21 protein-coding genes and 1 tRNA gene are annotated in these 26,420 nt (G+C 36.8%); 5 read left to right on the top strand and 17 right to left on the bottom strand.

Features of this window, described 5'->3' with window-relative positions:
* Positions 1–258: 258 nt before the first annotated feature.
* Positions 259–2,364 (bottom strand): glycoside hydrolase family 97 protein, encoded by a 2,106-nt coding sequence (locus U0R11_RS10965; RefSeq protein ID WP_406751722.1) that lies wholly within the window; start codon positions 2,362–2,364, stop codon positions 259–261.
* A gap of 273 nt (positions 2,365–2,637) precedes the next feature.
* Between U0R11_RS10965 and U0R11_RS10960 the strand changes: the two genes are divergently transcribed.
* Together U0R11_RS10960 and U0R11_RS10955 are read left to right on the top strand one after the other, a co-directional pair.
* Positions 2,638–3,042, top strand: coding sequence for a (deoxy)nucleoside triphosphate pyrophosphohydrolase (locus U0R11_RS10960; protein ID WP_406751721.1), 405 nt, complete (start codon positions 2,638–2,640; stop codon positions 3,040–3,042).
* Positions 3,035–5,935, top strand: a complete 2,901-nt coding sequence (locus tag U0R11_RS10955; RefSeq protein WP_406751720.1) for a DUF3427 domain-containing protein — start codon at positions 3,035–3,037, stop codon at positions 5,933–5,935. Before U0R11_RS10960 ends, U0R11_RS10955 begins: the two co-directional genes overlap by 8 nt.
* 345 nt (positions 5,936–6,280) lie before the next feature.
* Here U0R11_RS10955 and U0R11_RS10950 read toward each other — a convergent pair whose 3' ends face one another.
* From U0R11_RS10950 to U0R11_RS10940, 3 genes are all read right to left on the bottom strand, one after another.
* The gene (locus U0R11_RS10950; protein WP_406751719.1) at positions 6,281–6,961 is read right to left on the bottom strand and encodes a nucleotidyl transferase AbiEii/AbiGii toxin family protein; all 681 of its coding nucleotides are present in this window, start codon (positions 6,959–6,961) and stop codon (positions 6,281–6,283) included.
* Positions 6,930–7,472 carry a hypothetical protein gene (locus U0R11_RS10945; protein ID WP_406751718.1) on the bottom strand — a complete coding sequence of 181 codons (543 nt, stop codon included), beginning with the start codon at positions 7,470–7,472 and terminating at the stop codon, positions 6,930–6,932. Before U0R11_RS10945 ends, U0R11_RS10950 begins: the two co-directional genes overlap by 32 nt.
* Positions 7,473–7,876: 404 nt before the next feature.
* A tRNA-Val gene (locus U0R11_RS10940) sits at positions 7,877–7,951 on the bottom strand.
* 150 nt (positions 7,952–8,101) lie between these two features.
* Here U0R11_RS10940 and U0R11_RS10935 point away from each other — a divergent pair.
* Positions 8,102–8,917: a TerC family protein gene (locus tag U0R11_RS10935; RefSeq protein ID WP_406751717.1), complete on the top strand. Its 816-nt coding sequence runs from the start codon at positions 8,102–8,104 to the stop codon at positions 8,915–8,917.
* Between the two features lie 802 nt (positions 8,918–9,719).
* On the opposite strand, the gene U0R11_RS10930 is transcribed toward U0R11_RS10935, so the two are convergent.
* The 9 genes from U0R11_RS10930 to U0R11_RS10890 all read right to left on the bottom strand — a co-directional run bounded on the left by U0R11_RS10930 (position 9,720) and on the right by U0R11_RS10890 (position 20,087).
* Positions 9,720–9,950 carry a hypothetical protein gene (locus U0R11_RS10930; protein WP_406751716.1) on the bottom strand — a complete coding sequence of 77 codons (231 nt, stop codon included), beginning with the start codon at positions 9,948–9,950 and terminating at the stop codon, positions 9,720–9,722.
* 321 nt (positions 9,951–10,271) lie between these two features.
* Positions 10,272–10,691 (bottom strand): thioredoxin family protein, encoded by a 420-nt coding sequence (locus U0R11_RS10925; protein WP_406751715.1) that lies wholly within the window; start codon positions 10,689–10,691, stop codon positions 10,272–10,274.
* Positions 10,692–10,898: 207 nt separating this feature from the next.
* Positions 10,899–12,023 (bottom strand): DNA polymerase III subunit beta, encoded by a 1,125-nt coding sequence (gene dnaN, locus U0R11_RS10920; RefSeq protein ID WP_109324974.1) that lies wholly within the window; start codon positions 12,021–12,023, stop codon positions 10,899–10,901.
* 94 nt (positions 12,024–12,117) lie between these two features.
* Positions 12,118–13,794 (bottom strand): gliding motility-associated ABC transporter substrate-binding protein GldG, encoded by a 1,677-nt coding sequence (gene gldG, locus U0R11_RS10915; protein ID WP_406751714.1) that lies wholly within the window; start codon positions 13,792–13,794, stop codon positions 12,118–12,120.
* Positions 13,795–13,866: 72 nt separating this feature from the next.
* Positions 13,867–15,984 carry a peptidylprolyl isomerase gene (locus U0R11_RS10910; RefSeq protein ID WP_406751713.1) on the bottom strand — a complete coding sequence of 706 codons (2,118 nt, stop codon included), beginning with the start codon at positions 15,982–15,984 and terminating at the stop codon, positions 13,867–13,869.
* Positions 15,985–16,107: 123 nt separating this feature from the next.
* Entirely contained in the window at positions 16,108–17,235 is a 1,128-nt protein-coding gene (locus U0R11_RS10905) for an aspartate aminotransferase family protein (RefSeq protein ID WP_406751727.1), read from the bottom strand.
* Positions 17,236–17,273: 38 nt separating this feature from the next.
* The gene (gene argC, locus U0R11_RS10900; RefSeq protein WP_406751712.1) at positions 17,274–18,224 is read right to left on the bottom strand and encodes an N-acetyl-gamma-glutamyl-phosphate reductase; all 951 of its coding nucleotides are present in this window, start codon (positions 18,222–18,224) and stop codon (positions 17,274–17,276) included.
* Between the two features lies 1 nt (position 18,225).
* Positions 18,226–19,419 (bottom strand): argininosuccinate synthase, encoded by a 1,194-nt coding sequence (argG, locus tag U0R11_RS10895; protein ID WP_406751711.1) that lies wholly within the window; start codon positions 19,417–19,419, stop codon positions 18,226–18,228.
* Positions 19,420–19,421: 2 nt separating this feature from the next.
* Positions 19,422–20,087: a GNAT family N-acetyltransferase gene (locus U0R11_RS10890; RefSeq protein WP_166375384.1), complete on the bottom strand. Its 666-nt coding sequence runs from the start codon at positions 20,085–20,087 to the stop codon at positions 19,422–19,424.
* Positions 20,088–20,311: 224 nt separating this feature from the next.
* Here U0R11_RS10890 and aat point away from each other — a divergent pair, with 224 nt between their 5' ends.
* Positions 20,312–20,923: a leucyl/phenylalanyl-tRNA--protein transferase gene (aat, locus tag U0R11_RS10885; RefSeq protein WP_406751710.1), complete on the top strand. Its 612-nt coding sequence runs from the start codon at positions 20,312–20,314 to the stop codon at positions 20,921–20,923.
* A gap of 14 nt (positions 20,924–20,937) precedes the next feature.
* Here the strand turns inward: aat and U0R11_RS10880 are convergent, their stop codons facing one another.
* Positions 20,938–21,384: a hydrogenase gene (locus tag U0R11_RS10880; protein ID WP_406751709.1), complete on the bottom strand. Its 447-nt coding sequence runs from the start codon at positions 21,382–21,384 to the stop codon at positions 20,938–20,940.
* Positions 21,385–22,083: 699 nt separating this feature from the next.
* Between U0R11_RS10880 and proB the strand changes: the two genes are divergently transcribed.
* Positions 22,084–23,112 (top strand): glutamate 5-kinase, encoded by a 1,029-nt coding sequence (proB, locus tag U0R11_RS10875; RefSeq protein ID WP_406751708.1) that lies wholly within the window; start codon positions 22,084–22,086, stop codon positions 23,110–23,112.
* A gap of 6 nt (positions 23,113–23,118) precedes the next feature.
* Here the strand turns inward: proB and U0R11_RS10870 are convergent, their stop codons facing one another.
* From U0R11_RS10870 to U0R11_RS10860, 3 genes are all read right to left on the bottom strand, one after another.
* Positions 23,119–23,736: an L-2-amino-thiazoline-4-carboxylic acid hydrolase gene (locus tag U0R11_RS10870; protein ID WP_406751707.1), complete on the bottom strand. Its 618-nt coding sequence runs from the start codon at positions 23,734–23,736 to the stop codon at positions 23,119–23,121.
* Positions 23,737–24,004: 268 nt separating this feature from the next.
* On the bottom strand, positions 24,005–25,528 hold the full coding sequence (locus tag U0R11_RS10865) for a glycosyltransferase family 39 protein (RefSeq protein WP_406751706.1): 1,524 nt from the start codon (positions 25,526–25,528) through the stop codon (positions 24,005–24,007).
* 221 nt (positions 25,529–25,749) lie between these two features.
* Positions 25,750–26,307 (bottom strand): cupin domain-containing protein, encoded by a 558-nt coding sequence (locus U0R11_RS10860; RefSeq protein WP_406751705.1) that lies wholly within the window; start codon positions 26,305–26,307, stop codon positions 25,750–25,752.
* Positions 26,308–26,420: the final 113 nt, after the last annotated feature.

Below are 26,420 nucleotides of genomic sequence, written 5' to 3'. Positions count from 1 at the left end.
AGTAGGAAAACCTTTTAAAGATTCATTCATTACAAAGGTCTAAATACAATTCAGAGATAGTCCCTAAAATAAAAATATTAATATTTTTATAGATAACTACTTGTTTTAATCATAGAAATCGAACAGCTGGTACCAATTGTTTGCCGAGCTGTATCAGAACGATTTAGAGATTAAGGCGGATCATTTGTCCCATGGTTTATTCAATATGTGTTGCCTTATTTAGGAATAAGTTATTGATCCCATCTAGAATGTTCTTTTTTAGGGTCTTTCCGATTCAAATCGCCATACTCCACCACCCCCTTTTCCTAATCTGATTTTCAAAATTTCATTTCCATTTCCAATACCTTTTGTCATGACATAATCAGCAGCATATCGGTTGCTGTTGATACCATCGATAATACCCGTCAATGTGTATTTTTTAAATTTAAATTTTGATAGGTCAATGAATAATTCTCTCTCCTTCCAGTTGTTCAATGCCCCAATATACCATACTCCATCTTTTAATCGAGCTGTCACAATATACTCCGACGGTTTGCCATCCAGCACGATCGTTTCATCCCAAGTGGTAGGGATATTGCCAACAAATTTCATTAATTCAGGCTCTCTAAATCCCTGTGAAGGATTACCTACGAAATATTGGAGTGGATTGTCATAAATCAAGTACATGGCTATTTGATGTGCACGTGTGCCCTGAGACATGGGTCTATCGGGGATGTTTTGGAAACCATTTTCGGTTGAATTTTCTAGTAATCCAGGTTCATAATCCAAGGGGCCAGAAAACATCCTGGTAAATGGTATGGTAAGGTCATGATTGGGGGTAACCAATGGGCTCCATCCATTCCATTCAGAGCCCAAGACGCCTTCTCGAGAGATGGCATTGGGATAGGTGATTTCAAATCCTGCAGGTGCTGGGGCAGAATGAATATTCAACATCAGCTTATACCTAGCGCATGCCTCTGCTATTTTAACATAATAGTTCATGGCCTTTTGATCGTTTCTATTGATAAAGTCAATGAGTATCATGTTGACTCCTTTGGAGGAATATGTTTTAAGTGTTTCTTCCAAATTTTCATTGAGTACCATGGCATTAAACCATAAGCCAAGTCCTACGTTGTTTTCTTTTGCATAAGTCGCAATGGAATCAATATTGATATTTTTATTTAAATTTTTAAGTGTGCCATTGAGGTACCAGCCTTCATCTATCATGATGTATTCGAGTCCAAATGTCTTTGCAAAATCAATGTAATATTTGTAGGAGGTAGTATTTTTGCCTGATTGGAAGTCCACATTAAAAAGATTAATATTCGTAAGCCATTCATCCGTTATTTGTCCGGGTTTGATCCATGACAAATCTCCTTGTAATGCAGAAGGGCTGGCTAGTTTTTGAATGAGGTCTGAGGCAGGTATGGAAGCGGGATTATCTGTAATCATGAGCACGCGCCAAGGAAAAGTTCTTTTGCCTTTTGTTAGCGCTATGTAATCGGCAAATTCGCTAACACGAACTTGTTTCATATAATTGAGTGTATCCTTGGGTAATTCTTCTTTAAGTGGGTAGGCTGAAAAGCTTGTTGTGAGCCTATTTTGAGAAGAATTTTGCAAGATCATACCGGGATAATCTATTACATCCGATTCGCCGATTACGATGTATTTTCCATCCTGTGTTTGGATAAGTGCAGGGACAAATAGAAAAGTATTTTTATCGATTTCTGAGATCTTTTTGTGTTGATAGGGAGTTTCAAAAGCACTTTCAGAGGGTGTTTTTTTGCCTTTTAAATAGTTTTTTACCCGTAAGATTTTTCTTTTGATAAAATTGATAAATCCTGGTCCTGCCGTGGCATCTTGTTCGTATGGGGCATAAAATAGGTTTGCATCACGAACGGGGTTCACTTCAAATGTCTCATTCAGCACCTTTAAGTCATGATTCGATTTACCTATCCAGCGAAAGGCTAATCCTTCATCATACATCCGAATTTCTAATGCAAGTGCTTGTTCAAAGTTGATTAGAATGCCACTGTAATGGTCCCTGAAGACTTTACGTTTGGCTGCAATGATGGGTGAAAAGAGCGTATCTACATGAAATGCTTGAATATCCTTGATGACTAATTGGTCATAAGCTTCCCCTTCTAGATCTAAGGAGATGGATGATTTCTCCACTAGCATGGTATCATGAAAGCTGATGGCGTATTGAAGGGAATGATCCTTTTTTTCTGAAAAGAGTTGAAATTTTATTTTTTTATCGGGGGATAAAAGTTCTGTTATTTTATTGTCAATGGGCTGTTGACATGCGTAAATTAAAATGAGTACAATAAAAAATGGCAATAGAATGAAAAGGGGATTATTTGCTTTTAGTTGATTGGGGATCATTATGGGTACAAGGATGAATGCTCTTTGAAATGAATAGTTTATATGGTCAAAGTGTTAGGAGCTTAGGAGGTATAAATGTAAGATTTTTATCTGTTTATGGAGCAAACCCCTAATTCAATTCGTTCCAGACTCTTTTTAAAATTTGGTTCAGTTTATTAGGGGGTAGTACAGTAATAGCAAATGTCTATTGAATTAATTAGAAAATAGGGTGAAAATTAGATATCTGGTATTTATAATAATTATAAGTAAATTTATTTTATTTTAAGATTACTAATGAAGCATTATTTTGTATCAGCTGCTATAATCCAAGTTATGGATAAAATTCTATGCTTTCAGAGAGGTCCTAGTAAGTATGAATACGTTTCATTAAAGTACGAGTTTCCTGGAGGGAAAATCGAAGAAGGTGAGTCGCCAGAAGAGGCATTAGTTCGAGAAATAAAGGAGGAGTTAAATTTAGTTATAACCAATTTGATCTACTTCCAAACCGTAGAACATCAATACCCTGATTTTAAAATAACTATGCATGCATTTAAATGCAAAGCTGAAAACTTGGAGGACATTCAGCTAAATGAGCATTTGAATTATTTTCAATTGACCAAATCAGAATTGTTGAGTCTTGATTGGGCAGCCGCTGATATTCCTTTTGTTGATAAATTAATTTCAAGTTCGAATGCATGATATAAGTGATGATTTTTATGATAATATAAGAACAGGATTTATAGAGAAATCTGTTGACTCTTCTGGTGAATATATTCCTAGATTACTAACAAATGAAAAGAGTGAAGGGATAAAAGTCCTTTCAAGCATTATTGCCGAATTGAATTCTTGCGAAGAATTTTGGTTTTCGGTTGCTTTTTTAACAAATAGTGGACTTCAGTCACTAATTAACACTTTTCAAGAATTAAAAAATAATCAAGTAAGAGGTAAAATTTTGGTTTCCCAGTACCTCAATTTTACTGAACCAGAAGCTTTAAAGCGATTATTGAAATTTGAAAACATAGAACTTCGGATTAATACAAATGATAACTTCCATTCTAAAGGATATCTTTTTAAAAAAGGCGATTATTATGATTTAATAGTTGGTTCAAGTAATCTTACAGCAGCAGCCTTAAGTACAAATAAAGAGCTTAATTTAAAGGTTTCTGCTAAAAGAGAAAGTTATATAATTCAAAAGGCCGTTGAGGAATTTACAGCTGACTTCGATGCTTCGAATCTTGTGAATCTTAGTTTTATTAGTCAATACCAAAAAGAATACGAAAGTAATAAAAAATGGCAATCGGATTATTTATTCGACCAACTGTTGCAAAATCCTTCCCGTGTTTCAAATGTAAGTCCAAACTTAATGCAAGTTGAGGCATTGGCTAATCTAAAAATGCTAAGATCCAATGGTAAAAATAAAGCTTTATTAATATCTGCAACGGGAACAGGAAAGACCTTTTTGTCAGCTTTTGATGCAAAAGAATTCAATCCTAAACGTTTACTTTTTGTAGTACATCGGGCAAATATAGCCAATGCAGCATTAAAAACTTTTAGGCAAGTTTTTGGATTTAAAAAGGAAATGGGTTTTTACTCTGGTGATAGAAAAGAACTAGATAAAGACTTTATCTTTTCAACCATTCAAACCATTTCTAGAGATGAGCATTTGAAAGCCTTTTCTCCAGAACATTTTGATTACATTATTATAGACGAGTCGCATCGAGCTGGTGCTGATTCCTATTTGAAAATTGTCAATTATTTTAAGCCTAATTTTTTGCTTGGGATGACAGCCACTCCTGAAAGAACGGATGGGTTTGATGTTTTTTCTCTTTATAATCACAATATTGCTTACGAAATTCGATTGCAAAAAGCATTGGAAATTGACATATTATCCCCATTCCATTATTTTGGAGTAACTGATTTGTCAATAAATGGTAAAGAGGTTGAAGAAAAATCAGACTTTAATTTATTAACGTCAATTGAACGAGTAAATAGGATTATAGAATATTCGCAATTTTATAGTTGCGATGATGGAAATGTTAGAGGTTTGGTTTTTTGTTCCAAAGTAGAGGAGGCTAAAGAGCTTTCAAATCAGTTTTCAAGTCTAGGTTTTAGATCTATTGCATTATCTGGTGAAAATTCAGAAGATCAGAGAAATATGGCAATCGATTTGTTAGAGTCAGACGATTTACAAAGGAAATTAGATTACATTTTTACAGTAGATATTTTTAATGAAGGTATTGATATACCTCGGGTTAATCAAGTAATCATGCTTCGGCCAACTCAATCTGCAATTATTTTTGTTCAGCAATTAGGAAGAGGATTACGAAAGGCCGAAGGTAAAGAGTATTTGACAGTAATTGATTTTATAGGAAATTATACCAATAATTTTTTGATTCCGATAGCCTTATTTGGAGATACATCTTATAATAAGGACAGCCTTAGAAAGTTAATAGCAGGAGGTAGTAGTCAGATTCCAGGAACATCCACTATCAATTTTGATAAAATTTCTAAGGAAAAAATTTATGCAGCTATTGATCAGTCAAATTTTTCTTTAAAGAAGGATTTAATTAAAGATTATAATCTGTTGAAGTATAAAATTGGACAATTACCTATGATGATGGATTTTCTATATCATGGTTCTCGTGATCCTTTTTTATTTGTTGAATATGCTGGTTCATATTTTCATTTTGTCTCTAGTCTAGAGTCAGGATTAGTTGAAAAAATGACTCCTGACCAATTAACCATATTAAATTTTTTTTCTATTGAGATTAATAATTCTAAACGGGTTGAAGAGTCCGAGTTATTATTAAAAATTATTACTAAAGGAGAAATTCAAATAAATGAGTTTATAGAATTAATATATAGCAAATATGGATTTTCCCCAACTAGGGAGACTATTGGTTCTGTCATTTCCAATTTGAATTTCTATTTCATAAATAAACGTAAATCAATAAAAGAATTAGGTTCTAATGATTTATTTGAATTACAAAATGGAGTTGTTTCAATATCAATTTTTTTTATTCAGCAATTATCAAATTTAACGTTTCGCGATTTTTTACTAGATAATACTTATTACTCAATATCTAAATTCGAAGCAAATTTTGATTTTAGGAACTACGTAAAAGGATTTTTAATTCATCAAAAATATTCTAGAAAAGATATTTGCAGGATTTTAAATTGGGAAAGAAATGAAGAATCTACTATGTATGGATATAGCATAAAGTACAATACATGTCCAATATTCGTGAATTATCATAAGGAAGACAATATAGCAGCTTCGACTAAGTTTGAAGATAAGTTTATCAATAATAGTCAATTTCAATGGTTTTCAAAACCGAGACGAAAATTGAATAGTAAGGATGTTTCTACAATAAAATATCACAACAATATTTTGAGGTTATCTCTATTTATAAAGAAAAGTAATGGAGAGGGTAGTGATTTCTATTATATGGGAGATGTTAAGCCGATTGATGAATCTTTTGAAGAAACAACTATATTAGATGATCATGGTAGAAGTGTGTCAGTGGTGAAAGTTATATTTAAACTTGATCAGCCAGTTGAGGATTCATTATATGAATACTTGACCAACTAATTTTTTATGCAGAATATTCTGGTTTGATAAAAAGATGTAAAAAGGAAACAAAATCTAAAATTTGACTAGTTATTAAAAATGATATAAAATTAAGAGGCGAATTTGAATTATTTCATTCTACCCCTGCCCTAAAACACAAAAACCCCATCTTTCGATGAGGTTTTTGAAGGGTGTGGTCCCACTAGGACTATTCATTTTATTTTATTGAATTATATGGATATGTCATCGTTAAAAAAACTATTCCATTGTCGTACTTTCATACTCACTTGTCCTTAAATTGAATAAAATCAGATGGGTGATTTTTGAGATTGCTATGTCCTCGAGTAAATAGGGTGAGCTTCAAATTTATGCTATAAGTTTTTTTAATTCCTCCATAATAAAATAGGTAGCAGGGGGTGATATTCTTTCAACATGGCAATCTATCCATTCAAAAAGATTTGGGTTTTCTAATAGATTACGAAATTCTGTAATCAGATAATTTTTTAGTACCTCATTTGAATGATTTATTTCTTCCCAAATTGTTCCCCTGTTTTCCAATACATAAATGATATCTTCAAAATCTTGACTAGTTCTCCCATCATTCTGTCCGCGATCTTTATGAGCTTCTAATTTTGTAGCAATAAAATAAGGAGCACTCAATATGTAAACTTGACACTGATCATCAATCTGATAATCTACCGCATTCTTAAATCCCTCTGGATACCAAATGTTAGAAAACCCAATGGAAGGGTCTTTAGTCGGCATAATATCAACGATAATTCCTTGAATTCGGTATCGACAAATTACTCCGGATTCTATGTCGTGAGCAAATCCTATTGATCTCAATTTTTCTTCCAGTTCAACCCGATTACCATAATTTAATATTTCTATGATAACATCCACATCGTCTGTTGGTCTGACTTCTAAAGTTGGTTGATCTGGATAAAGAGATATGGTAGCCCCTCCAACAAAAACAACTTTTTCTTTTAAACTTTCCAATGCGTTTGCAACAGCTTTAATTCTTACCGTATTCAACTGATGACTCATGTAAAATATCGTTTTTTAGTTCTTTTATGGCATATTTTATTTCCCTTACTTTTCCAACTCGGATAATGTCGACTAAGGCCAATAATCTATAATATTCTTTATCCACTTTTACAGCTTCCACTTGTTTTTTATAAAATGGTTCAATCATTTGTCCCATGGCATCTCCTTTACTATCGGGCCAAACATAATTCATTTCACTAACAAAGATTTTTTTTATTTCTGGATGTGAATGAGCAGTTAGAATTCCTCGAACAATTGGTCCAGGATGTTGAGGAAAAACATATCGAACTCCATATTCTAAGAATTCTAACAAATTCTGACGATTAATTTTTTTTTTGTTATAATCAATAAGACCAGCTAGCCGACTCCTATTCAAGGACTCGGAAATTTCTGAAATACTTATGCTTAATAAATTCGCAAGCTCTACCAATTGCCAATTTTCACTATTCATTGAGATGATTTTCAATAGAATAGCCACATCTTGGGGGCGCATACCATTATGTTTTCTCATGGTACAAATGTATGATTAATTTCTCATTTCGCAAATCGCGAAATGAGAAATTGTAAATAATGCAATTATTGCAACAATAGTGGACTATAATTGGGCACCTAGTAAAAAATAGATTTTGGTTTCAAGCACAGTCTACGATCGAGTGATTTTTTACAATTTCGCGAATACTTCAATGAATCAATTTAGGAAATTCGTAGTTTGTTTAGACAATGGCAATTATGTTGGTAACTGAGTGAGATATTAGTACGAGTAAAATTTATTCTATTGCCAGTCTCAAATCAATAAAGCAAAGTATTCTTATATTATTTGAATTTAAAACTAAACAAATTTCTTTTCTTATTCGATCAATTTCTTCTGCCTTAAAACACAAAAACCCCATCTTTCGATGAGGTTTTGTAAGGGTGTGGTCCCACTAGGATTCGAACCTAGGACCCCCTGCTTGTAAGGCAGGTGCTCTGAACCAGCTGAGCTATAAGACCCTTTCCGTTGAATTGGTTTGCAAATATCCGTGTTTTTTCTGCTTTTTGCAAGTGCTGTTCTGAAAAAAATGTAGAAATTTTTCCAACCTTTTATTAATTGTTGGCTATCTCGCAGAAAGCCAGCATCTTTGCATTCATAAAAAATAGCACATGGATCACCTTTTTTCTATCAACGGACTACTTAGCCTATTAACTCTGACATTTTTAGAGGTCGTATTAGGTATTGACAATATCATCTTCATCTCCTTAACCGCCCATAAACTACCCGAAGACCAGCAAGCCAAAGCACGTAACCTAGGACTTATCCTTGCCATGGCTTTCCGTGTCATGCTCTTGCTCGGCTTATCTTATTTAATTTCTCTGCAAAAACCATTTTGGCACTTTAGTTCAGACTGGCTTTCTGTAGCCCCAACCGGACAAGCCATTATTCTGTTTGTAGGTGGTCTCTTCCTTTTATATAAAGCCACCAATGAAATATTCCAAAAACTAGAAGGGGAAGAACATCATGCGGATGGAAAACCCAAAAGCCTCAAAGCGAAATTTGCTCAGGTCGTCACTCAAATCGCACTGATTGATTTAGTCTTTTCCATCGACTCGGTATTAACGGCCATCGGACTTACTAATGAAATCGTGATCATGATTACCGCAGTGATTATTTCCATCTTCATCATGATGGGCTTCTCAGGCCCTGTGGGTCGATTCGTGAACCAACACCCTTCCTTGCAGGTTTTAGGCCTTTCCTTCTTAATTATGATCGGTTTTATGCTCATCGCAGAAGCAAGTCACGACTCAGAATTCATCATCCTGGGAAATAGCATTGGCCAAATCCCGAAAGGCTATTTGTACTTCGCTATTGCTTTCTCGCTATTTGTTGAATTTATCAACATCAAAATGCGTAAGAAATCTACCAAAGCGGTTGAGATTCGTGATGTGAAGAATGAGGCGGAGGAGAAAGGAATTATATAGGAAATTATAAATGATGAATGATAGATTATGAATGGATTTAGCATTCTACATTATCATCCCTAATAACTAAACCCTAATCACTAATATTGCAGCTTCGCACATGCTCAGTTCCCATCTTTCGTAGGATTAACCGTTGGTGAAGCGAATTCTATTCCAAAATCATGTCTAGCTAAGGTCATTTGAATCAAACCTTTTTAAGGACGTCGTGCAGCTTCAGCGAAAGGGAATGAACGCAGCGGTAGACGGGGTTTTGATCTTTGCTTTGGCCTTGTGCGTAAGCATCAAAACTATAGGCGAGAGCGGAGTGAATCCCGTTTCTGCGAAGCAGAATTTGCCTTTGCTGAACGACAAAAAAAGAAAGACCAAAGAGAGTTAAAGTGAGAAAATGTGATTACTCATGAAATTGAAGAGATCGTCCTTTTTAAGTAAAATTAATTTCTAAGGCATTTCTTTTTTCGAGATAAAAATAGCCTTAATAATAAGTTGAAATGTAGTGTCATTTGAGACAGCAGGATAGAGTCTTACAAAATAGCTGTAACGAATATAGTATTCTTATGGTATTTCTTTTTTTTCATAAAAAAAGAAACAAAAAAAATGTAGAAAGTTCGGTTAATCCAACACGAATTCCGCTTCGCGGAACCGATGCTCACTTTGCATACGGCTTTAATCTTTGACGCTAGCACTCAGGCCTACGCACGGGGTCAAATATCCGCCTGCCGCTTCGCTCATGCTCAGTTCCCATCTTTCGTAGGATTAACCTCTCAATGTAGAATGACAGATAATATGGATTTGTAATCTAATGTTAAATGTTGGCTTCGAGAGCCTCAGCCAACTCATCCACTTGGTGTAAATCAAATTTGGCTTCGAGAGCCTCAGCCAACTCAGCCACTTGGTGTAAATCAAATTTGGCTTCGAGAGCCTCAGCCAACTCATCCTCTTGGTGTAAATCAAATTTGGCTTCGAGAGCCTCAGTTAATTCATCCTCTTGGTGTAAATCAAATTTGGCTTTGAGAGCCTCAGCCAACTCAGCCACTTGGTGTAAATCAAAATTTGGCTTCGAGAGCCTCAGTTAATTCATCCTCTTGGTGTAAATAGAATAGTCGTGTCTTACGACAGAAATTAACTGTTGGCTGAGGCTCTCGAAGCCAACAACATTAGATGTTCTCCGAAGGGTCATGTTGAACACCAGAATATTTTCATAGAAAACCACTTGTTTTAACCATAGAAATCGAACAGCATGATTCCCAACTTTCGTAGGGATTGACTTCTGAATTCTACATTCAACATACCATTAGAATAAAAAAAGGCCATCACTCCTGACGAATGACGGCCTTTTTTATGAATGACGAATAATTTATTTGACAGATTTGGCTACCGTTAACAACTCTTTAGCACCACCTCTAGGTAATCCCAATACCTTCTTTTTTACTTTACCAGCAGCATCCATGAACATCAAAGTAGGATATCCCTCCACCGGATACATATTGGCCAATTGTGGGCCTTCTCCTGCTTCCATATCCACACCAATGGAAATGAATTTAGCATTCATGTATTCTCCCAATTCTTTGTCAGGAAATACTTTGGTTTTCAATACCTTGCATGGTCCACACCAAGATGTATAGGCATCAAAAAAGATTAATTTATTTTCTTTCTTCGCCTTGGCTAATGCCTGCTTGAAGGTCCCATGAAAAAACTCAATTCCTTCTCCTTCTCCCGTTTTAGCAAAAGAAGTAAGTGAAATGGATATCAGAAATGTTAGAGCTAAATATTTCATATTGTTTAAATGAAGAATGTAATATTTAATGTAGAATGTAGAATCAGTTGTGCTTTAAGTTTGCAATTGATAACGGATAAATAAGTTAAAAATTATATTTGAGGTTAATTGTAGCAATGAAAAACTGGAATGATAACATTAATTTTCGAAATGTAAAATATAAAGTTTGAAACTCTTCATTCTACATTCTTCATTCTACATTCTTAATTAATTATACGAGTTCAACATCACTGGCATCACCAATAACAACACATCTTCGTTTTCATCTTGATCTGACGGAATAATTAAACCTGCCTTATTCGGTTCGCTTAATTTAATGTCCACATATTTGGCACTTAAATTACCCAATAACTCCGAAATCAATTTGGCATTGAATCCAATCTCCATATCTTTTCCGGCATATTCACAAGCCAATACTTCGTTAGCTTCGTTGGAATAATCTAAATCTTCCGCCGATAAGGTCAATTTATTGGCATTCAGTTTCAATCGAATCTGGTGTGTCGTCTTATTGGAATAAATGGAGATACGTTTCACCGAACTCAAAAACTCCATTCTATTAATAGTCAAAATCTCATTGTTCTCCTTTGGAATCGCATTTTCATACTCTGGGAAACGCTCGTCGATAATCCGACAAATCAAGGAGAAACTTTGGAAAGTAAAGAAAGCGTTCGATTGACTAAACTCTACTTTTACCGTGGTATCATCCATTGGAAGGGTCGATTTCAACAATGACAAGGCTTTTTTCGGTAAAATCAAGCTGCTTTGTGCCTCTGGACGAATATCCGTTCTACGGTAACGCACTAAACGGTGACCATCCGTTGCCACAAAATTGGTATGATCTCCCATCATTTGAATCAAAACTCCCGTCATAGCAGGACGCATATCATCATTTGAAACAGCTAATAAGGTGTTAGCAATGGCTTCTCCTAAAACGGATGACGAAAGGCTAATGGATTGGTTTTTAGCTACTTCCGGAATGCGTGGAAAATCGATAGGATTTTCTCCACTCAATTTAAAGCGACCATTCTGTGTGGAAATTTCTGCTCCAAAAGTCCCTTGATCCGCTGAAATAGTTACTGGTTGCTCAGGTAAGCTACGAAGTGTTTCCAACAATAATCGTGCTGGAAGTGCAATAGATCCATTTTCTGCGCCTTCTACATCCAACGTGGTAGTCATCACCGTTTGCAAATCTGATGCCGTCAAGGTCAATTGATTGCCCTCCAATTCAACTAAAATATTCTCTAAAATAGGAATGATTGGATTGCTCGCAACAACCCCATTGATGGCTGAGATTTGTTTGAGAAGAACACTAGAAGCTACAAGAAATTTCATGTAAATGATGGTTTTAAGAGTATTTGTGTTAAAAGCACCTGCAGGTGCATTCAAACCTTGAAGTTAAAATAATTTAGGTATTCTACCAAAGGTTTCAAGCATTGTATTTTTTCTTTCGGTACAGTATGACCAAAAGACTGATAATTCCTGCAAAAGCAATCGGAATAGCCAAATTTATGCCTTGCCAAAAGCTTTTTTCTTCCTTGACCTTCACTTTATCCAAAGGTCGTAAACGAACATTTTTATTTCTAGCCAATAAAGCCTGCTGATCATCCAATAAGTAATGAAAGGCATTTAAAACGAAGTCTTTGTTGGCAAAGGTATGTTTCGCAAAAGTATCAAATCCCAAAGGCAAAGGAGCCTTGGTACTAGGGTCAATTCCATTCAATGGAATATCGCCATCTGCCACGATGATTAAGGCTCCAGCTTGGTCAGTTTTTGACTGAAATGGTTTCGCTAATTTTTCAGTAGGTAAAATCCGATTGGTGAAGGCTGATTGGAATTTACCTTCTAAGAGGTACGAAATCACTTGAGAACCTCCTTGGTATTTAGCGGGATCAAATTCTTTGCCAGATGCCGAGAAGGGTAGGGTGGCTGGTGTTTTTTGAATCTGGGTATAAGGACTGGTTTTTAATAAAGCTGTTCTCTTTAGGCTTTGACCACTTTGAATCGTATCCAAACTGGAAACAAAACGCCCATAAATGGCATCTAGGTTTTTCGTAATGACTGAATTCGGATTTCCATTCAGTAATGGAAATGCTGGCCAAGGCATTAATTCCAAATTGGCTTGATTCCCAAAATTACCCACTGCCAATGGAATCGCTCCACACAACTGTGCGTCTTTCACCAAATTGGCATTTAATCTGACCCCATATTGGAATAACAGGTTCTGTAAGCCTAAGTCCTGCGGAGTGACAATCAATCCTTGCTTCTCCAAGGTATCTATCCTAACACCATCTAAGAAGAAAATGCCTTTACCCCCCTGAACCAAAAACTGGTCTATTTTATATTGATCTTCCGTAGAAAACTTGATGGAAGGCTGTATGACGCAAATGGCATCTAAGCCATCTAAGGTTAGCGATTGAGATAAATCAACTGGATATAGGTCGTAAGATTTTTTCAACTGCGCAATCAAATCCAATTGTTTGATGGCGGGCACTTGACTGTGATCTAAAAAGAAACCAATTTTCTTTCGTTCTCGATTATCCTGAACTTGTCGGATCCCCTGCATCAATTCGTATTCCAGGCCTTCAATGGACTGGTTCAAAACTTCTTGGGGGCTGGTTAACTTATTACCTTTCAGTAATAAAATGGCTGCCTGACGGTCCGACTTCTCAATGACAATACCTGGAAAAATCAATTGCTGTACCTGTTGTCCATCTTCCTGATTCACGACATTGGTAGGAGGGATGCCCAAGGAATCTAAATAAAAAATCAGCGCTTGTCGATCTTTCTCCTTAGGATAGGTCTTATATACATCTATTTGCTCGATATCGATGCGCTGCGGGCTTTGGGAACGTACATCATCTAGTAACTCCAACAATGCTTTTTCAAGTCTTTTGAAGCCACCGGGTAGATTTCTTCCTCCTAAATATACTTTGATGGAAATGGGGCCATCCAAGGATTGCAAAACAGCTACCGATGATTCACTGAGGGTAAACTTCTTTTCTTCGCTTAAATCCCAACGTAACCGTAGCTGCGGGCTAAGCACGATGAGTAAAATACCCACACCAATCAAGATTGCCCACAAGCCGTTTTTTGTCAGTTTCATTTGGATCTTATTCGTTTCAAACAAGAAAAGCATTCCTTACAGAATGCTTTTCAAAGATAAAGGATATTTTGATTAATAGAATTTGTAGCGTTTATCTACAATTTTCGCATTGTCTTTAATGGCTTCATTGATGTAATAAGAAGCACGTTGAATACCCATGGATTGGATTTGAGTTTTGTAAGTCGTATAATCCGCTAAAGCTGGAGCTGCTACTGCAGCTGTTTTTTCAGCAATAAATACTCCATTATCACCTGTGAATACTTGACTTCTCTTGCCAGTCTTTAAACCCGCAATTTTACCCAAAGCAACTGCATCTGGACCAGCTGTATTCAACATACCTGTTGATAAAGTTACATCCGATACATTTTCAACCAAAGCGCCAGCACCATATTTCTGTGCGATTTGCTCTAAGCTTCCTTTGATTCCGCTCAATTTAGCTGAGATTTTCTCTCCTTTTAATTCTGCACGAACCAAGTTGCTAATTCCCTCACGGTAATCATCCACCTTCACATTGTCTTTATCCGTCTTTCCAGTTAAATAAGCCACAATGTATTGATTATCTTGCTCAAATACTTTTTTAGAACCATCACCCACGGATGTGCCTTCATCAAATGCCCAACGAACAATCTCGCGAGCATTGCTTAAGTTGTTGATGCTGGTTGCATTTTCCAACAAACGCTCAGCACGCATCATGATGATATTTTTATCTTTTTTCAAAGCTGCTTCGAAAGCACCAATCGTACCATTTGCATTAGCAAAAGCATCTGCTTGTGTGTAAACACGATCTAATGTTGCTTGAGAAGGAGCAATGGTTTTGTTAATAGCAGCTAAACGATAAGCGGTATTGGTCTTTGCATCCGTGATTTTAACGATGTGATAACCAAATTCAGTTTCAACTACACCTGGCATCAAACCAGCACCATTGAATCCGAAAATTGCTTTTTCAAAAGCCTTAGTCATGGAACCATTGTTCTTAAAATAGCCTAAATCACCACCATTTTGTGCAGTACCGTCCATTCCGTTTAATTGAGCCAACGTTTCAAAGCTTGCACCACCCTTGATTTGAGTCAAGATGTTTTCTGCTCTTTGTTTAGCTTGTGCTTTGGCAGAATCAGTTTTATTCGCTGGGGCAATTAAGATATGACTTGCACGAACAGTGAATAAGCTATCTTTTTTAACTCCACCGTACTTGTAAATAGAATAAGTTAAACCGTTTTTGAATGGTCCATAGATACCACCTACTTGGAACGTGCCTAATTGTGATTTAACCACTTCAGGGATTTCTGAGTATGCCAATAAATAAGGAGTACGTACATCGGAGTTCAACATCGCAAATGCAGAGTCGTTAGGCGCTACTGCCAAATCCTTCGCTAACTTTTTGATTTGGTTGTAAAACTCCACCGTATCTTGAGCCGTTGGAACTACTGGGAAAGTAGCGTATTGGATAGAACGCGAATTAACACCTTTGAAGCGATCTTTGTGTTTCGCTAAATATTCTTCCAATTGCGCATCACTCACTTTGATGGCTGAATCTGGAATTGAGAAGAAAGGCACGTATAAGAAACGAGCAGAAAACTTGGAATTTTGTGCTTGGTATTCTTTTTGTGCTTCAGCTGTATTGACGTAGGTCGATAAACGGATTAAGTTTTCATACTTAGAACGGATGCGATCTTGAGCAATCGATTTCTCAAAATTAGCCCAGCCTTGTTGCTGCTGTGCCGGCATCGTTTTTAAATTTTTCAAAAACTGAATCACAAAAGTCTTATCAAATTGACCAGTTTGTGGATTGGTGAACTGCTGACGAACAGATGGGTGGATATTATTTCCTTGCACCATATCAATCAATTCTTCCGAAGAAACTTTCAATCCTAAAGCATCAAATTCATTTTTGTAGGCAATATCCAAGATGTATTGGTTCCAAACTTGATCACGGATCATGGTAGCTTCTTGCTCCCCTGGACCTTTACCCGTTTGAGCCGTATAATTGGCTGTAGCCTCTTCTACTTTCTTTTGGAATTCAGGTAATAAAATACTTTCACCTGCTATAACACCTACTTCTTGGTTATTGGAGCCAAATAAAGACGATCTTCCTTGGAAAATATCACTACCGATGAGAAATAAAATTAAACTGATGGCGATTGCTGCTGCCGCGATTCCCGATTTCTCTCTAATTTTTGTAATTAATGCCATTGATAATGTATAATAAGTTGTTTAATGTCTTTTTTTAAGAGCCTTAGCCGTTCACAAAAGAAACGCAAAATAATCACATTTCTAATGAAAAAGCAAACCTTTATCAGAATGAGCCTCCGAAATTTAAGCTTTCAGGACTTGTGTCAAACTTTCTAAAAACTGATCTGCCACCTTTTGGTTAACAGCTAAACTTGGTAATAAACGCAATGTATGCTTCCCAGCGTATCCACAGAAGATATGGTGATCAAATAATAAAGCATCACGAATAGGGCCAACGGCTTGTTCGAATTCAATACCGATCATCAAACCTTTTCCTCTAACTTCTTTCACTGCGGTAAATTGACTCAATTGATCCATCAAATACTGCCCGATTTTTGCTGCATTTTCGATTAAGTTTTCATCTTTAATGACATCCAAAACAGCATTTCCTGCGGCGCATGCCATGTGGTTACCCCCAAAAGTTGTACCTAAGAGTCCATAACTTGCTTTGATATGTGGAGCAATTAATACACCACCCATCGGGAAGCCATTCCCCATGCCTTTAGCAGTAGTCATCATATCAGGTTGAATTCCCGCATATTGGTGGGAGAAGAACTTGCCAGAACGGCCATAGCCACATTGAACAGAATCCAAAATTAATTGAGCTCCTGTTTCATCACAACGTATTCTTAAAGCCTTTAAAAATTCCGTTCCAGCCACTTGAATTCCTCCTACGCCTTGAATTCCCTCCACAATGACTGCAGCGGTTTCTTCAGTAATTCCAGCTTCTAGGCCTTCAATTTGATTGAGTGGCAAAAAGCTAACATGCGACGTGTCGTTGATTGGGGCAACAATGCTTGGATTGTCTGTTACGGCCACAGCACCAGCAGTACGACCGTGGAAAGCGTTTTTAAAGGCCACCACCTTTTTACGCCCCGTATGAAAAGAGGCCAATTTCAAGGCATTTTCATTGGATTCAGCACCTGAATTAGTTAAGAATAATTGATAATCTGGGTAGCCAGATAATTTTCCTAACTTTTCCGCTAATTCTTCTTGACCCGGAATGATGACAGAATTGGAATAAAAACCAATGTTCTGTAATTGTTCGGTCAATTTAGCTACATAATAAGGATGCGAATGTCCAATGGAAATCACCGCGTGACCTCCGTATAAATCCGTGTATGTTTGACCCTTTTTATCCCATAAAGTAACACCTTGTGCTTTCACAAGTTCAATAGGATAAAGCGGGTATACGTCAAATAATTTCATGATAATGCGTGTTTTTTGAATGAAAATCTAGGTAACATGGATTAAAAACCAATGGCTTTTAATCGTAGACCTTCATCTTCTTCCCAGCCCAACATGATATTCATGTTTTGCACAGCTTGTCCTGAGGCTCCTTTAATCAAGTTGTCGATGATGGAAGTAATCAACAATTGCCCTTGGTGGATTTCTAGGTGCAACAAGCATTTGTTGGTATTCACCACTTGCTTTAAATCAATGCTGGCTTTAGAGACGAAGACAAAGGGCGAGGACTCATAGTAGTCATGGTATAATTCCAAGGCCTCTTCCAGAGTGCCTGAGTAAGGAGTATATACATTGGCCATGATTCCCCGAGAGAAATTACCTCGATAAGGGACGAAATGGATCAAAGGGGCCTTTTTTTCAAAGGCTAATGTTTGACCAATTTCTGCCAGGTGTTGATGTGTGAAAGCTTTATAAATACTAATATTATTATTTCTCCATGAAAAATGGCTTGTGTTCGATAATGACTGACCAGCTCCAGTACTACCTGTGATAGCTGAAACGTGCACATCTCCAGTTATTTTTCCCGCAGCTGCCAAAGGCAATAGCGCTAATTCAATGGAAGTTGCAAAACATCCCGGATTAGCTATTTTTTGTGCTGTTTGAATCTTGGCTTTTTGGAATTCAGGAAGCCCATAGACGAATCCATCCGATTCATCCCGGTAGTCGGTACTTAAATCAATGATTTTAGTATGCCAAGGAATGTCATTGGCTTCCAAGAATTTCTTTGATTCTCCATGACCTGAACATAGAAAAAGTACATCCACAGGTTTTAGGGTATCCGTGAATTTGGCAAAGGTGCTCCCTAGTAAATCGGTATGCACATCTGAAACCAATTTACCTGCTTGTGAATTAGAAAGAATACATGTCAATTCCACATCGGGATGATTGACCAAAATCCGCAATAATTCACCCCCTGTATATCCCGCCGCTCCAACAATTCCTATCTTAGCCATACTATTTTTCGTTTACCTTCCGGTGTATCATGGTTTGGTTTGAGACAATTTTAGAGAATCCTCTTACGTCATCACCAGACCAAGCTTTGTTCATTTCTCCATACGCTCCAAAAACAGACGACATTAAATCGTATTTCGATTCTATACCCAGGATGTGGAATTGATATGGATTTAATTGCACGTGTACAGTACCTGTAACATTACTTTGGGTATCTGCCAAGAATGTTTCAAAGTTGCGCATTACAGGCTCTAAAAACTGACCTTCGTGCAACAAGGTTCCATACATATCACCGATGTTTTGTTTCCAATACAACTGGTGTTTGGTCAAAATATGCTTTTCTAAACTGTGGTGAGCTTTAATGATGATTAAAGGAGCAGGGGCTTCAAAACCCACACGACCTTTAATGCCAATAATCGTGTCACCTACGTGGATGTCTCTTCCGATGGCAAAAGCACTAGCTATTTCTGTCAATTCACGAATGGCTGCTACTTTAGAACTGGCTTTTTTGCCGTTGATTCCTACTAATTCACCTTGTTCAAATTCCAAGCTGATTTTCTCTGGAGTTGTTTTAGTCAATTGAGTTGGCCAAGCATCCTCAGGTAAATACCCATCAGAGGTTAAAGTTTCTTTTCCACCTACTGAAGTGCCCCAAAGGCCTTTATTGATGGAATAGGCTGATTTATGCCATTCTTGAACCACACCTTTTGATTTTAGGAAGTCGATTTCAGCCTCACGTGAAAGTTGTAAATCACGAATAGGAGTAATGACTTCACATTCAGGAGCCAAGATTCGGAATACCACGTCGAAACGCACTTGGTCATTTCCCGCGCCAGTACTTCCGTGAGCTATGGCTTTTGCACCTAATTTTTCAGCATATTTAGCAACGGCCGTTGCTTGAAATACACGCTCAGCTGATACTGAAAGCGGGTAGGTATTGTTTTTCAATACGTTTCCATAAACCAAATAACGTAAGCAATCTTGGTAATATGAATCCACAACATCCAATGTAACGTGTGAGCTTACTCCTAAAGCATAGGCTTTGGCTTCAATGGCCTTTAATTCTTCAGGAGAAAAACCACCCGTATCCACTAAAGCAGAGTGCACTTCCATGCCACGCTCTTCGCTTAAATATTTGACACAAAATGAGGTATCTAATCCTCCACTAAAGGCTAAAATTACTTTCGGCTTGCTCATGTTTATTTGGATTTCCCCTTTTTCTTGAAGGGCATTAATAATTTTTCTTTGATCTTTTTTAATTTGCTGAAATCAGCAATATTTTTCAGGAATAACCATTTTTCTTCAGAATCACCTAAGGCCTTCTTCGCTGCATTGGGGTCATAAATCATCCCTGTACACAAACAAATTTTACGTTCAGTACGGGTTAAAATATCGTAATTAACGCAGGATTCACAGCCTTTCCAGAAATTATCATCCACGGGTAATTCAGAAAAAGTGGTGGGTTCATATCCCAAATCCGAATTGATTTTCATCACAGCCAAAGAGGTCGTGATTCCGATGATTTTGGCATCTGGATACCTTGTTCTAGACAATTCAAAAGCTTTGGCTTTTACCGCTTTAGCCACGCCATACTGTCGGTAAGAAGGATTGACAATCAAACCGGAGTTAGCCACAAACTTCCCATGTTGCCAGGTTTCTACATAACAAAAACCTACAAATGCTCCGGTGACATCATCGGTGGCAATGATGGCTTTTCCTTCCGACATTTTCTCTTGGAGGTATTCAGGCGTTCTTTTGGCAATACCCGTACCACGAGCTTTTGCCGATTCGGCCATTTCGTGACAAATAGACTCTGCTAGGCCAAAATGGGCTTGACTAGCAACTTGAACAGTATAAGGATTCATTCTTAACGACGATAAAATTTAAACAATAGCATTCCTCAGGTCCCTAGGGGATCATACCCTAAAGATGTATCGTCGCCTTCGTCGGATAGGAGAAGTAAGATGTACGAATAATAATTTTATCTGCATTCTTTTTGTAAACCAGGATGCTCGTCCTAAGTTTGTCCTAATTAGCTCGCAATTTCAGAAATTCAGCGGGGAAATGCGAATAATCTCCTAATTATTTCATGGAAGAGGATAAAGTATTATCGGTTGAACAATTAATTTATGCCTATACCAAAGGTGTTTTTCCCATGGCAGATGCGGGTGAAATTCATTGGTATAGTCCCAATCCTAGGGCCATCATTCCGATTGAGACTTACAAACCCGCTCAATCTTTGCGTTCTGTCATCAATAAACATCTCTTTGAAATACGTATTGATACGCAGTTTGAGACGGTGATGCGCTGTTGTGCTGCACCAAGATCTACAGATTCAGAAACATGGATTTCAGAAGAAATTATACAGTTATATACCCATCTTTTTCATCGAGGTTTTGCGCACTCGGTAGAAGCCTATATAGACGGAAAATTGGTTGGAGGGCTCTATGGAGTTGCATTGGGTGGCGTTTATTTTGGAGAATCCATGTTTAGTTTGGTATCCAATGCCTCTAAAGTTGCCTTTCATTATTTAATGATTATGCTCCGAGAGCAGGGATATTCCATATTGGATACTCAGTTTATGAATGATAATGTACTTCGATATGGAGCCATTGAAATCAGCAGAAAAGAATATAAAAGTCGCTTGGCCAAGGCCCTTAAACAGACTTGCCAATTTGAATTACCCGGAAAAGACTATTAAATTTTACATACAATTTAGCTTTTATTCAAGCTTTGATTGACCAATCCTTTCATGACCAAAATGCAAGCAAGGAGCATGGAAATGGTCACGGAAATTAAGCCCATGGTAATCAAAGATTCGATAAAAGGTCCTTGTTCTGTTCCTCCTGCTATGGGAAGTAATTTCCCCGCACCTGTAGCTGCCGCTAATCCAATGGTTAAAAAATTGAGATAGGTTCCCAAAATTGCCAATTGAAAAGATGTTTTAAACCAGAATTTGGAAAGAGATAAGCGGTTCCAAATGAGTCCCAATATGACCAAGAACATCCCATTCATAACTCCTTCTAAATGAGAGGATAAGCCTATTCTGGGCTTAGCGAGAATGGGGATTAATAGCCCTATGACCAATCCCAAAAAGAACAAGAATATTCCTAGGAAAATCAATTTGTTGGCCTGCTGTTTAATCGAGTTGTCTGTTTCCATGTGATTGATAATGAGTAGCTTGAAGCTTATGTCAGTAAGTTAAATGGCTTCTAGAAAATTTCAAAATATTAGAAAGTTTTCTTCTCTTAAAGAAATTCTACATTCTAAACAATAATACATAATAGCTCAAAAGGTTAATCTCAACGAAAGATGGGAACATAGCTTGAGCGAAGCGACAGGCGGAAAGGAAATTGTAAATGATGAATTATAAATGGATGTGACGTCATTCTACATTCTAAACAATACTACCTAATAGCTCAAAAGGTTAATCCCAACGAAAGATTGGAACGAAGCTTGAGCGAAGCGGCAGGCGGAAAGGAAATTATAAATGATGAATTATAAATTGTAAATGCCTGAAGACGTTGATCATATTATCAATTTTTGATTCTACATTTTTCATTCTACATTCTAACAGTCCTATGCGGAGAGACAATCGGTTCTGCGTAGCAGAATTCGTCTTAGGATTAACCGTATTTCTTCTGTTTTTTTTGTTTCTTTTTTTATCAAAAAAAAGAAATACCAAGTAGGTTTTAGTGCAGTTTTTAAATATTTAAAATGAGTTTTTAATAAGCTCAAAGTCAACCTATATCAGGACAAGACAATCAAGACAGGACATTCTACATTCTACATTCTTCATTTTCATGCTACATTCCTAAGAATGGATTCAATTGCTTAAATTGCAAGCATATTTCGTTCCATATGTCAAAACCTATACTTGTAATAAAATTCGGTTCTTCTTCCATCACACATGCCAATGGGGGTGTTAATGAGCAAACCTTGGAAAAAATAGCTTCTCAAGTCGCTCAATTACAGCCGAAATTCCACATAGTATTAGTTTCCAGTGGGGCAGTGGCTGCGGGTAAATCGGTCTTTAAAAATTACAAAGGAAGCTTGTCGGAACGTAAAGCCGCTGCCGCGGTAGGTAATCCTATTCTAATAGCCAAGTACAATGATTATTTCCAGAAATATGGTATTTCCATAGCTCAAAGTTTATGTGAACGACATCATTTTTCTCAGAGAGGTCAATTTTTGCAACTGAAAGAGACCTATCAAGAACTTTGGAAAAATGGAGTTATTCCTATTGCCAATGAGAATGATGTGGTGAGTAATGTGGAGTTGAAATTTTCGGATAATGATGAATTAGCTACTTTAATTGCTACGGGTTTTGGAGCAAGTAAATTGTTGATTTCAACCTCTGTTGGCGGACTTTTGAATGGAGAAGGAAAGATCATTCGACATGTTAAGGAAATTGATTCAGAGGTCTTAAGTGTAGTAAGTACAGATAAATCCAGTTCTGGTTTGGGTGGAATGATTTCCAAATTAACCTTTACTCGGATGGCAACTAGACTAGGTATTAAGGTAGTAATATTTGGCCTAGACCAAGGAGAGGGAATTGTAGATGCTTTGAATGAAAAGATTGGGACGGTATTTGAAGCACAAGAGGCATCACTTAATGCCCGACAAAAATGGTTGGCTACGGGGTCTTTGATACGTGGTAAGGCGGTGTTAGATAAAGGAGCTGCAAAGGCAATTTCTCAGAGAAAAAGTTTACTTTCTGTCGGAGTAATGGAGTTTCTTGGAGATTTTGAAAAAGGTGAAGTAATCGAATTGCTAGATGTCAATAAAAAACCTATAGCTATTGCACGAGCTCGTTGTTCTAAGTCTGAATTGACAGCTTCTGCCGCTAGTATGGAGGTGGCAAATGCCGATGATATTGTTCTTTGGTAAGAGAAATTAACTTATCTTTTTATACCTAAAATCGCAAAGCTCAGCTCCTAAAGCAATCGTGCCTTGGCGAATCATTTCTAATCCAGCCAAGCTTGTTGTCATATGATCCACCTCGCATAAAATGGAGGTAAAGCGTTGGTAATTTCTTTTCTGAAATTGCTTACAAATACCACATTCAAGAATATCAAGGCCGTAGCCTAAACCATGCGTGGCGTTTTTGTCAGTGATTATACGTGCCACAAAACCATCGGGGTGGCTAGGTTTTTCTACTTCTTTTTTCAAGTTTTGAATCAATAATTTTCCAAGCCAAGTTTGAATGAAGTAGGATGGCCATTTTTTAATGAGTGCTTGGAAGCTGTTTTTGGGTTGTACGAAATCATAAGCAACTTCAAGACACACCTGTCGAATCTGCTCATAACTTTCTCCTTTTTCATCCAAGCTTTGAATCATGGCTAAAAAATAGGCACTAAAAGAAAGTCTTTTGTCGATGGGATTCTTTGAAGTAGCTAAACTAGCATCATAGATTTCAGGATACAAGCGGTCCATCTTAGCCATGATTTCATTAGCTTCTTGCTGATAATGTGCTAGTAATGTTGGCAAAAAATAGGGGTGAAATGTCTTCATGGAGTTATTAGGTAGATGTTAATTTCTTGCTAATAATAAGTCAAATTTTCTGGGTTTTGGATGTCATTGAGCTGTTACTTTAGTACAAATCAATGTCAATGGCCTATTTAACCAATTTTAAACGTTTCCCAAGCAGATGGATGACACTTCTTTCATGCCGAATACATGTATAGATAAGGTAGGGGCACTGTTTTTTGATTTTCAGCTTACCAAACATCATCAAAATGTAGTAAATATAAGTTTCATTTTACGTTAGAAGTGTCATTTGTTATTTTGGATGTAAGGCTTCAAAGACTTCATCTTGCACACGTTTATTGATATTGATTTTGGCATTTTTCAATACGTAAATAGAGATTTTGTGTTCTCTGGCTAAAGAATTCACACGTTCTCTAGCCAAATAAATGGTATCAAATAAAGGTCTTTCTTCTGTTCGGTTTGGGTCTTCGTCGTCATGTTCTTTCACGAGAATGACATGTTTCATGGGTTGATGGAGAGGTATCCATTGGGCATAATCAGCGTTCATGGAGTAGGCTTTGATGGATTTATTTTGAGAGTAATAGTTAATTGCACCCGCTTGACCGTAATTATCACACAAAATGATGGTACTATCTAAACTTGTTTTTGGGAGATGAGCAAGAACAGAATCCATTTGTTCAGCTAACGCTTTCCATCCCAGCATATCGGCAAAATCTTGAGGTAGATGATGGTCTTTTCCGTCCTCCCAATGCAGAAGCCCTAATTTTTGATATGGATCAGGATTTTGAATGATGGTATTTGGGTTTTTATTTGGGAATAGATATAAGTACATAGGTATAAAGGCGATACAAGGTAAAGCCAATGCGATGGCTTGCAAATACTTTTTCCAACCATGCTGTAGTAACAAGCTTATATAGACAGCACCAAAAGATAAGTAGATGGGGTAAAGCCCCATGGCATAATAATCTTTGGCTTTAAAATAGGTGAAGATGGCTAATGTGAAAATTAAGGTCCAGAATAAAAACCGAAATTTTTTAAATGGAGGATAAAATAGAAGAGCCCAAAACGATGCGATTAGCACAAAGAAAGCACCAAGAAAAAACATGATTTGAGTCCGAAGGAAATCTAATCGATTGACATGAATTAATTGAATTTTAGATAATAATTTCATGTGATGAACCACGGGAAATTGATGCGCATATTGCCAAATCAGATTCGGTAAAATGAGTAAGAATCCCAAGCAAATAGCTAGGTAAAATCGTTTTTGCAAAAATAATTTACGGTGCTCAGAGAGTAGGATTGCGGGGAAAAGTCCCAATACGAGAAACAGGATATTGTATTTGTTCAAAAATCCCAAGGCCCACATGATGGAAAAGTAGTAAAGCCATTTGGATTGATCCGTTTGAATGAATCGAATGAATAGATACAAGCAGGTAGTCCAAGCTAATACATCAAATGAATTAGGTTGAAATAGCGTATTTAGGCGCATAACTGCTGAAAGTAGGACCGAGATACCGCCTAAATACAAGGCAAAATACTTGCCGCCAAGAGATTCTATGGTTTTCCATACAACTACCATGGTCAAGGCCCCGAATAATGCAGGAAAAAAGTGGACCCAAAATACTTGGTTGCCCAATTGTAAAATGATCCATGAAATCCAAGAAGTGAAAGGAGGTACTGACATATAACCCCATGCCAAATGGTGGGCTTGATCTAGATGCAAATACTCATCTCTTTGTAAGTCATAGCTTGGATCAATGAGCGTATATTGGAGTATGAATTTGATGAGTATAAACAGGTATAGGCTATATTTCATGTTCTTGTATTGGTCAAATGCCCGCAATGTACTATTCTTTCCGATTTGTTTATGTATGGATTGATACTCCGTTATATCATGTGATCAATATCATTTTATCATGATGTAATTCAGGATCATTGATTATCAATTTATTGGACAATATATGTGAAAATTTAATCGTTAACGCAACGCTGTCAAGGTTCCAAACCTTGACAGCGTTAGAAAAATGCGTTAATTTTTTATTTATTTACCCCACAATATTCCGCATACAAAGCTTTCACACCAAATAGCTTCGCAATAGGCCCAACCACATTCATCAATAACTTTTGAACCGGAATAGGAATACCAGCTACATAACTTTTACTATCCATGTATTTGGATGTCACCAATTGTTGAATCAAGCCATACTTGCCTCCCTTAACCTGATGGTCTATCGTATAATTAATTAGATTTTCAATGAAATAATCAAAGTCCAAGGCTGGACTGACAGTCTGAATGAATTCCACGGACTCATCATGATTATTGAAATGATTATGTACCTCCTTTTTTGCTAAACTGATACTTTCTCCAGCTTGTAATACTTGAGATTTGCCTTCGTGTAGTACAGTAAGTTGACCGCTCAATACCGTAAAGTGTTCATCTTGAAGCATGTGCAAATGCATTGGAACTATTTGCCCTTTCGTCTTGACGGTCATTTTGATGCTCACTCGTTCTCCTTGACTATCTTGAGCTGTTTCTAAAAACTCATAAATATCACCTTTAAGAGGATCTGTTAAAATTTGATTTTTGAAGGGCATAAATGTAGTTAAATGGGTTTATAGAATTTTATTATTTAGATAATTGTTTAACTATTTAAATAAAACCATAAAATACGCATCTTTAATACTATACTTCATAAAAAAAAGTGGTT

It is taken from the genome of Aquirufa salirivi (assembly GCF_045310485.1).
Taxonomy (GTDB): domain Bacteria; phylum Bacteroidota; class Bacteroidia; order Cytophagales; family Spirosomataceae; genus Aquirufa; species Aquirufa salirivi.
The sequence above is the reverse complement of the archived record's forward strand: the minus strand, read 5'-3'. Positions and strand labels throughout refer to the sequence as shown.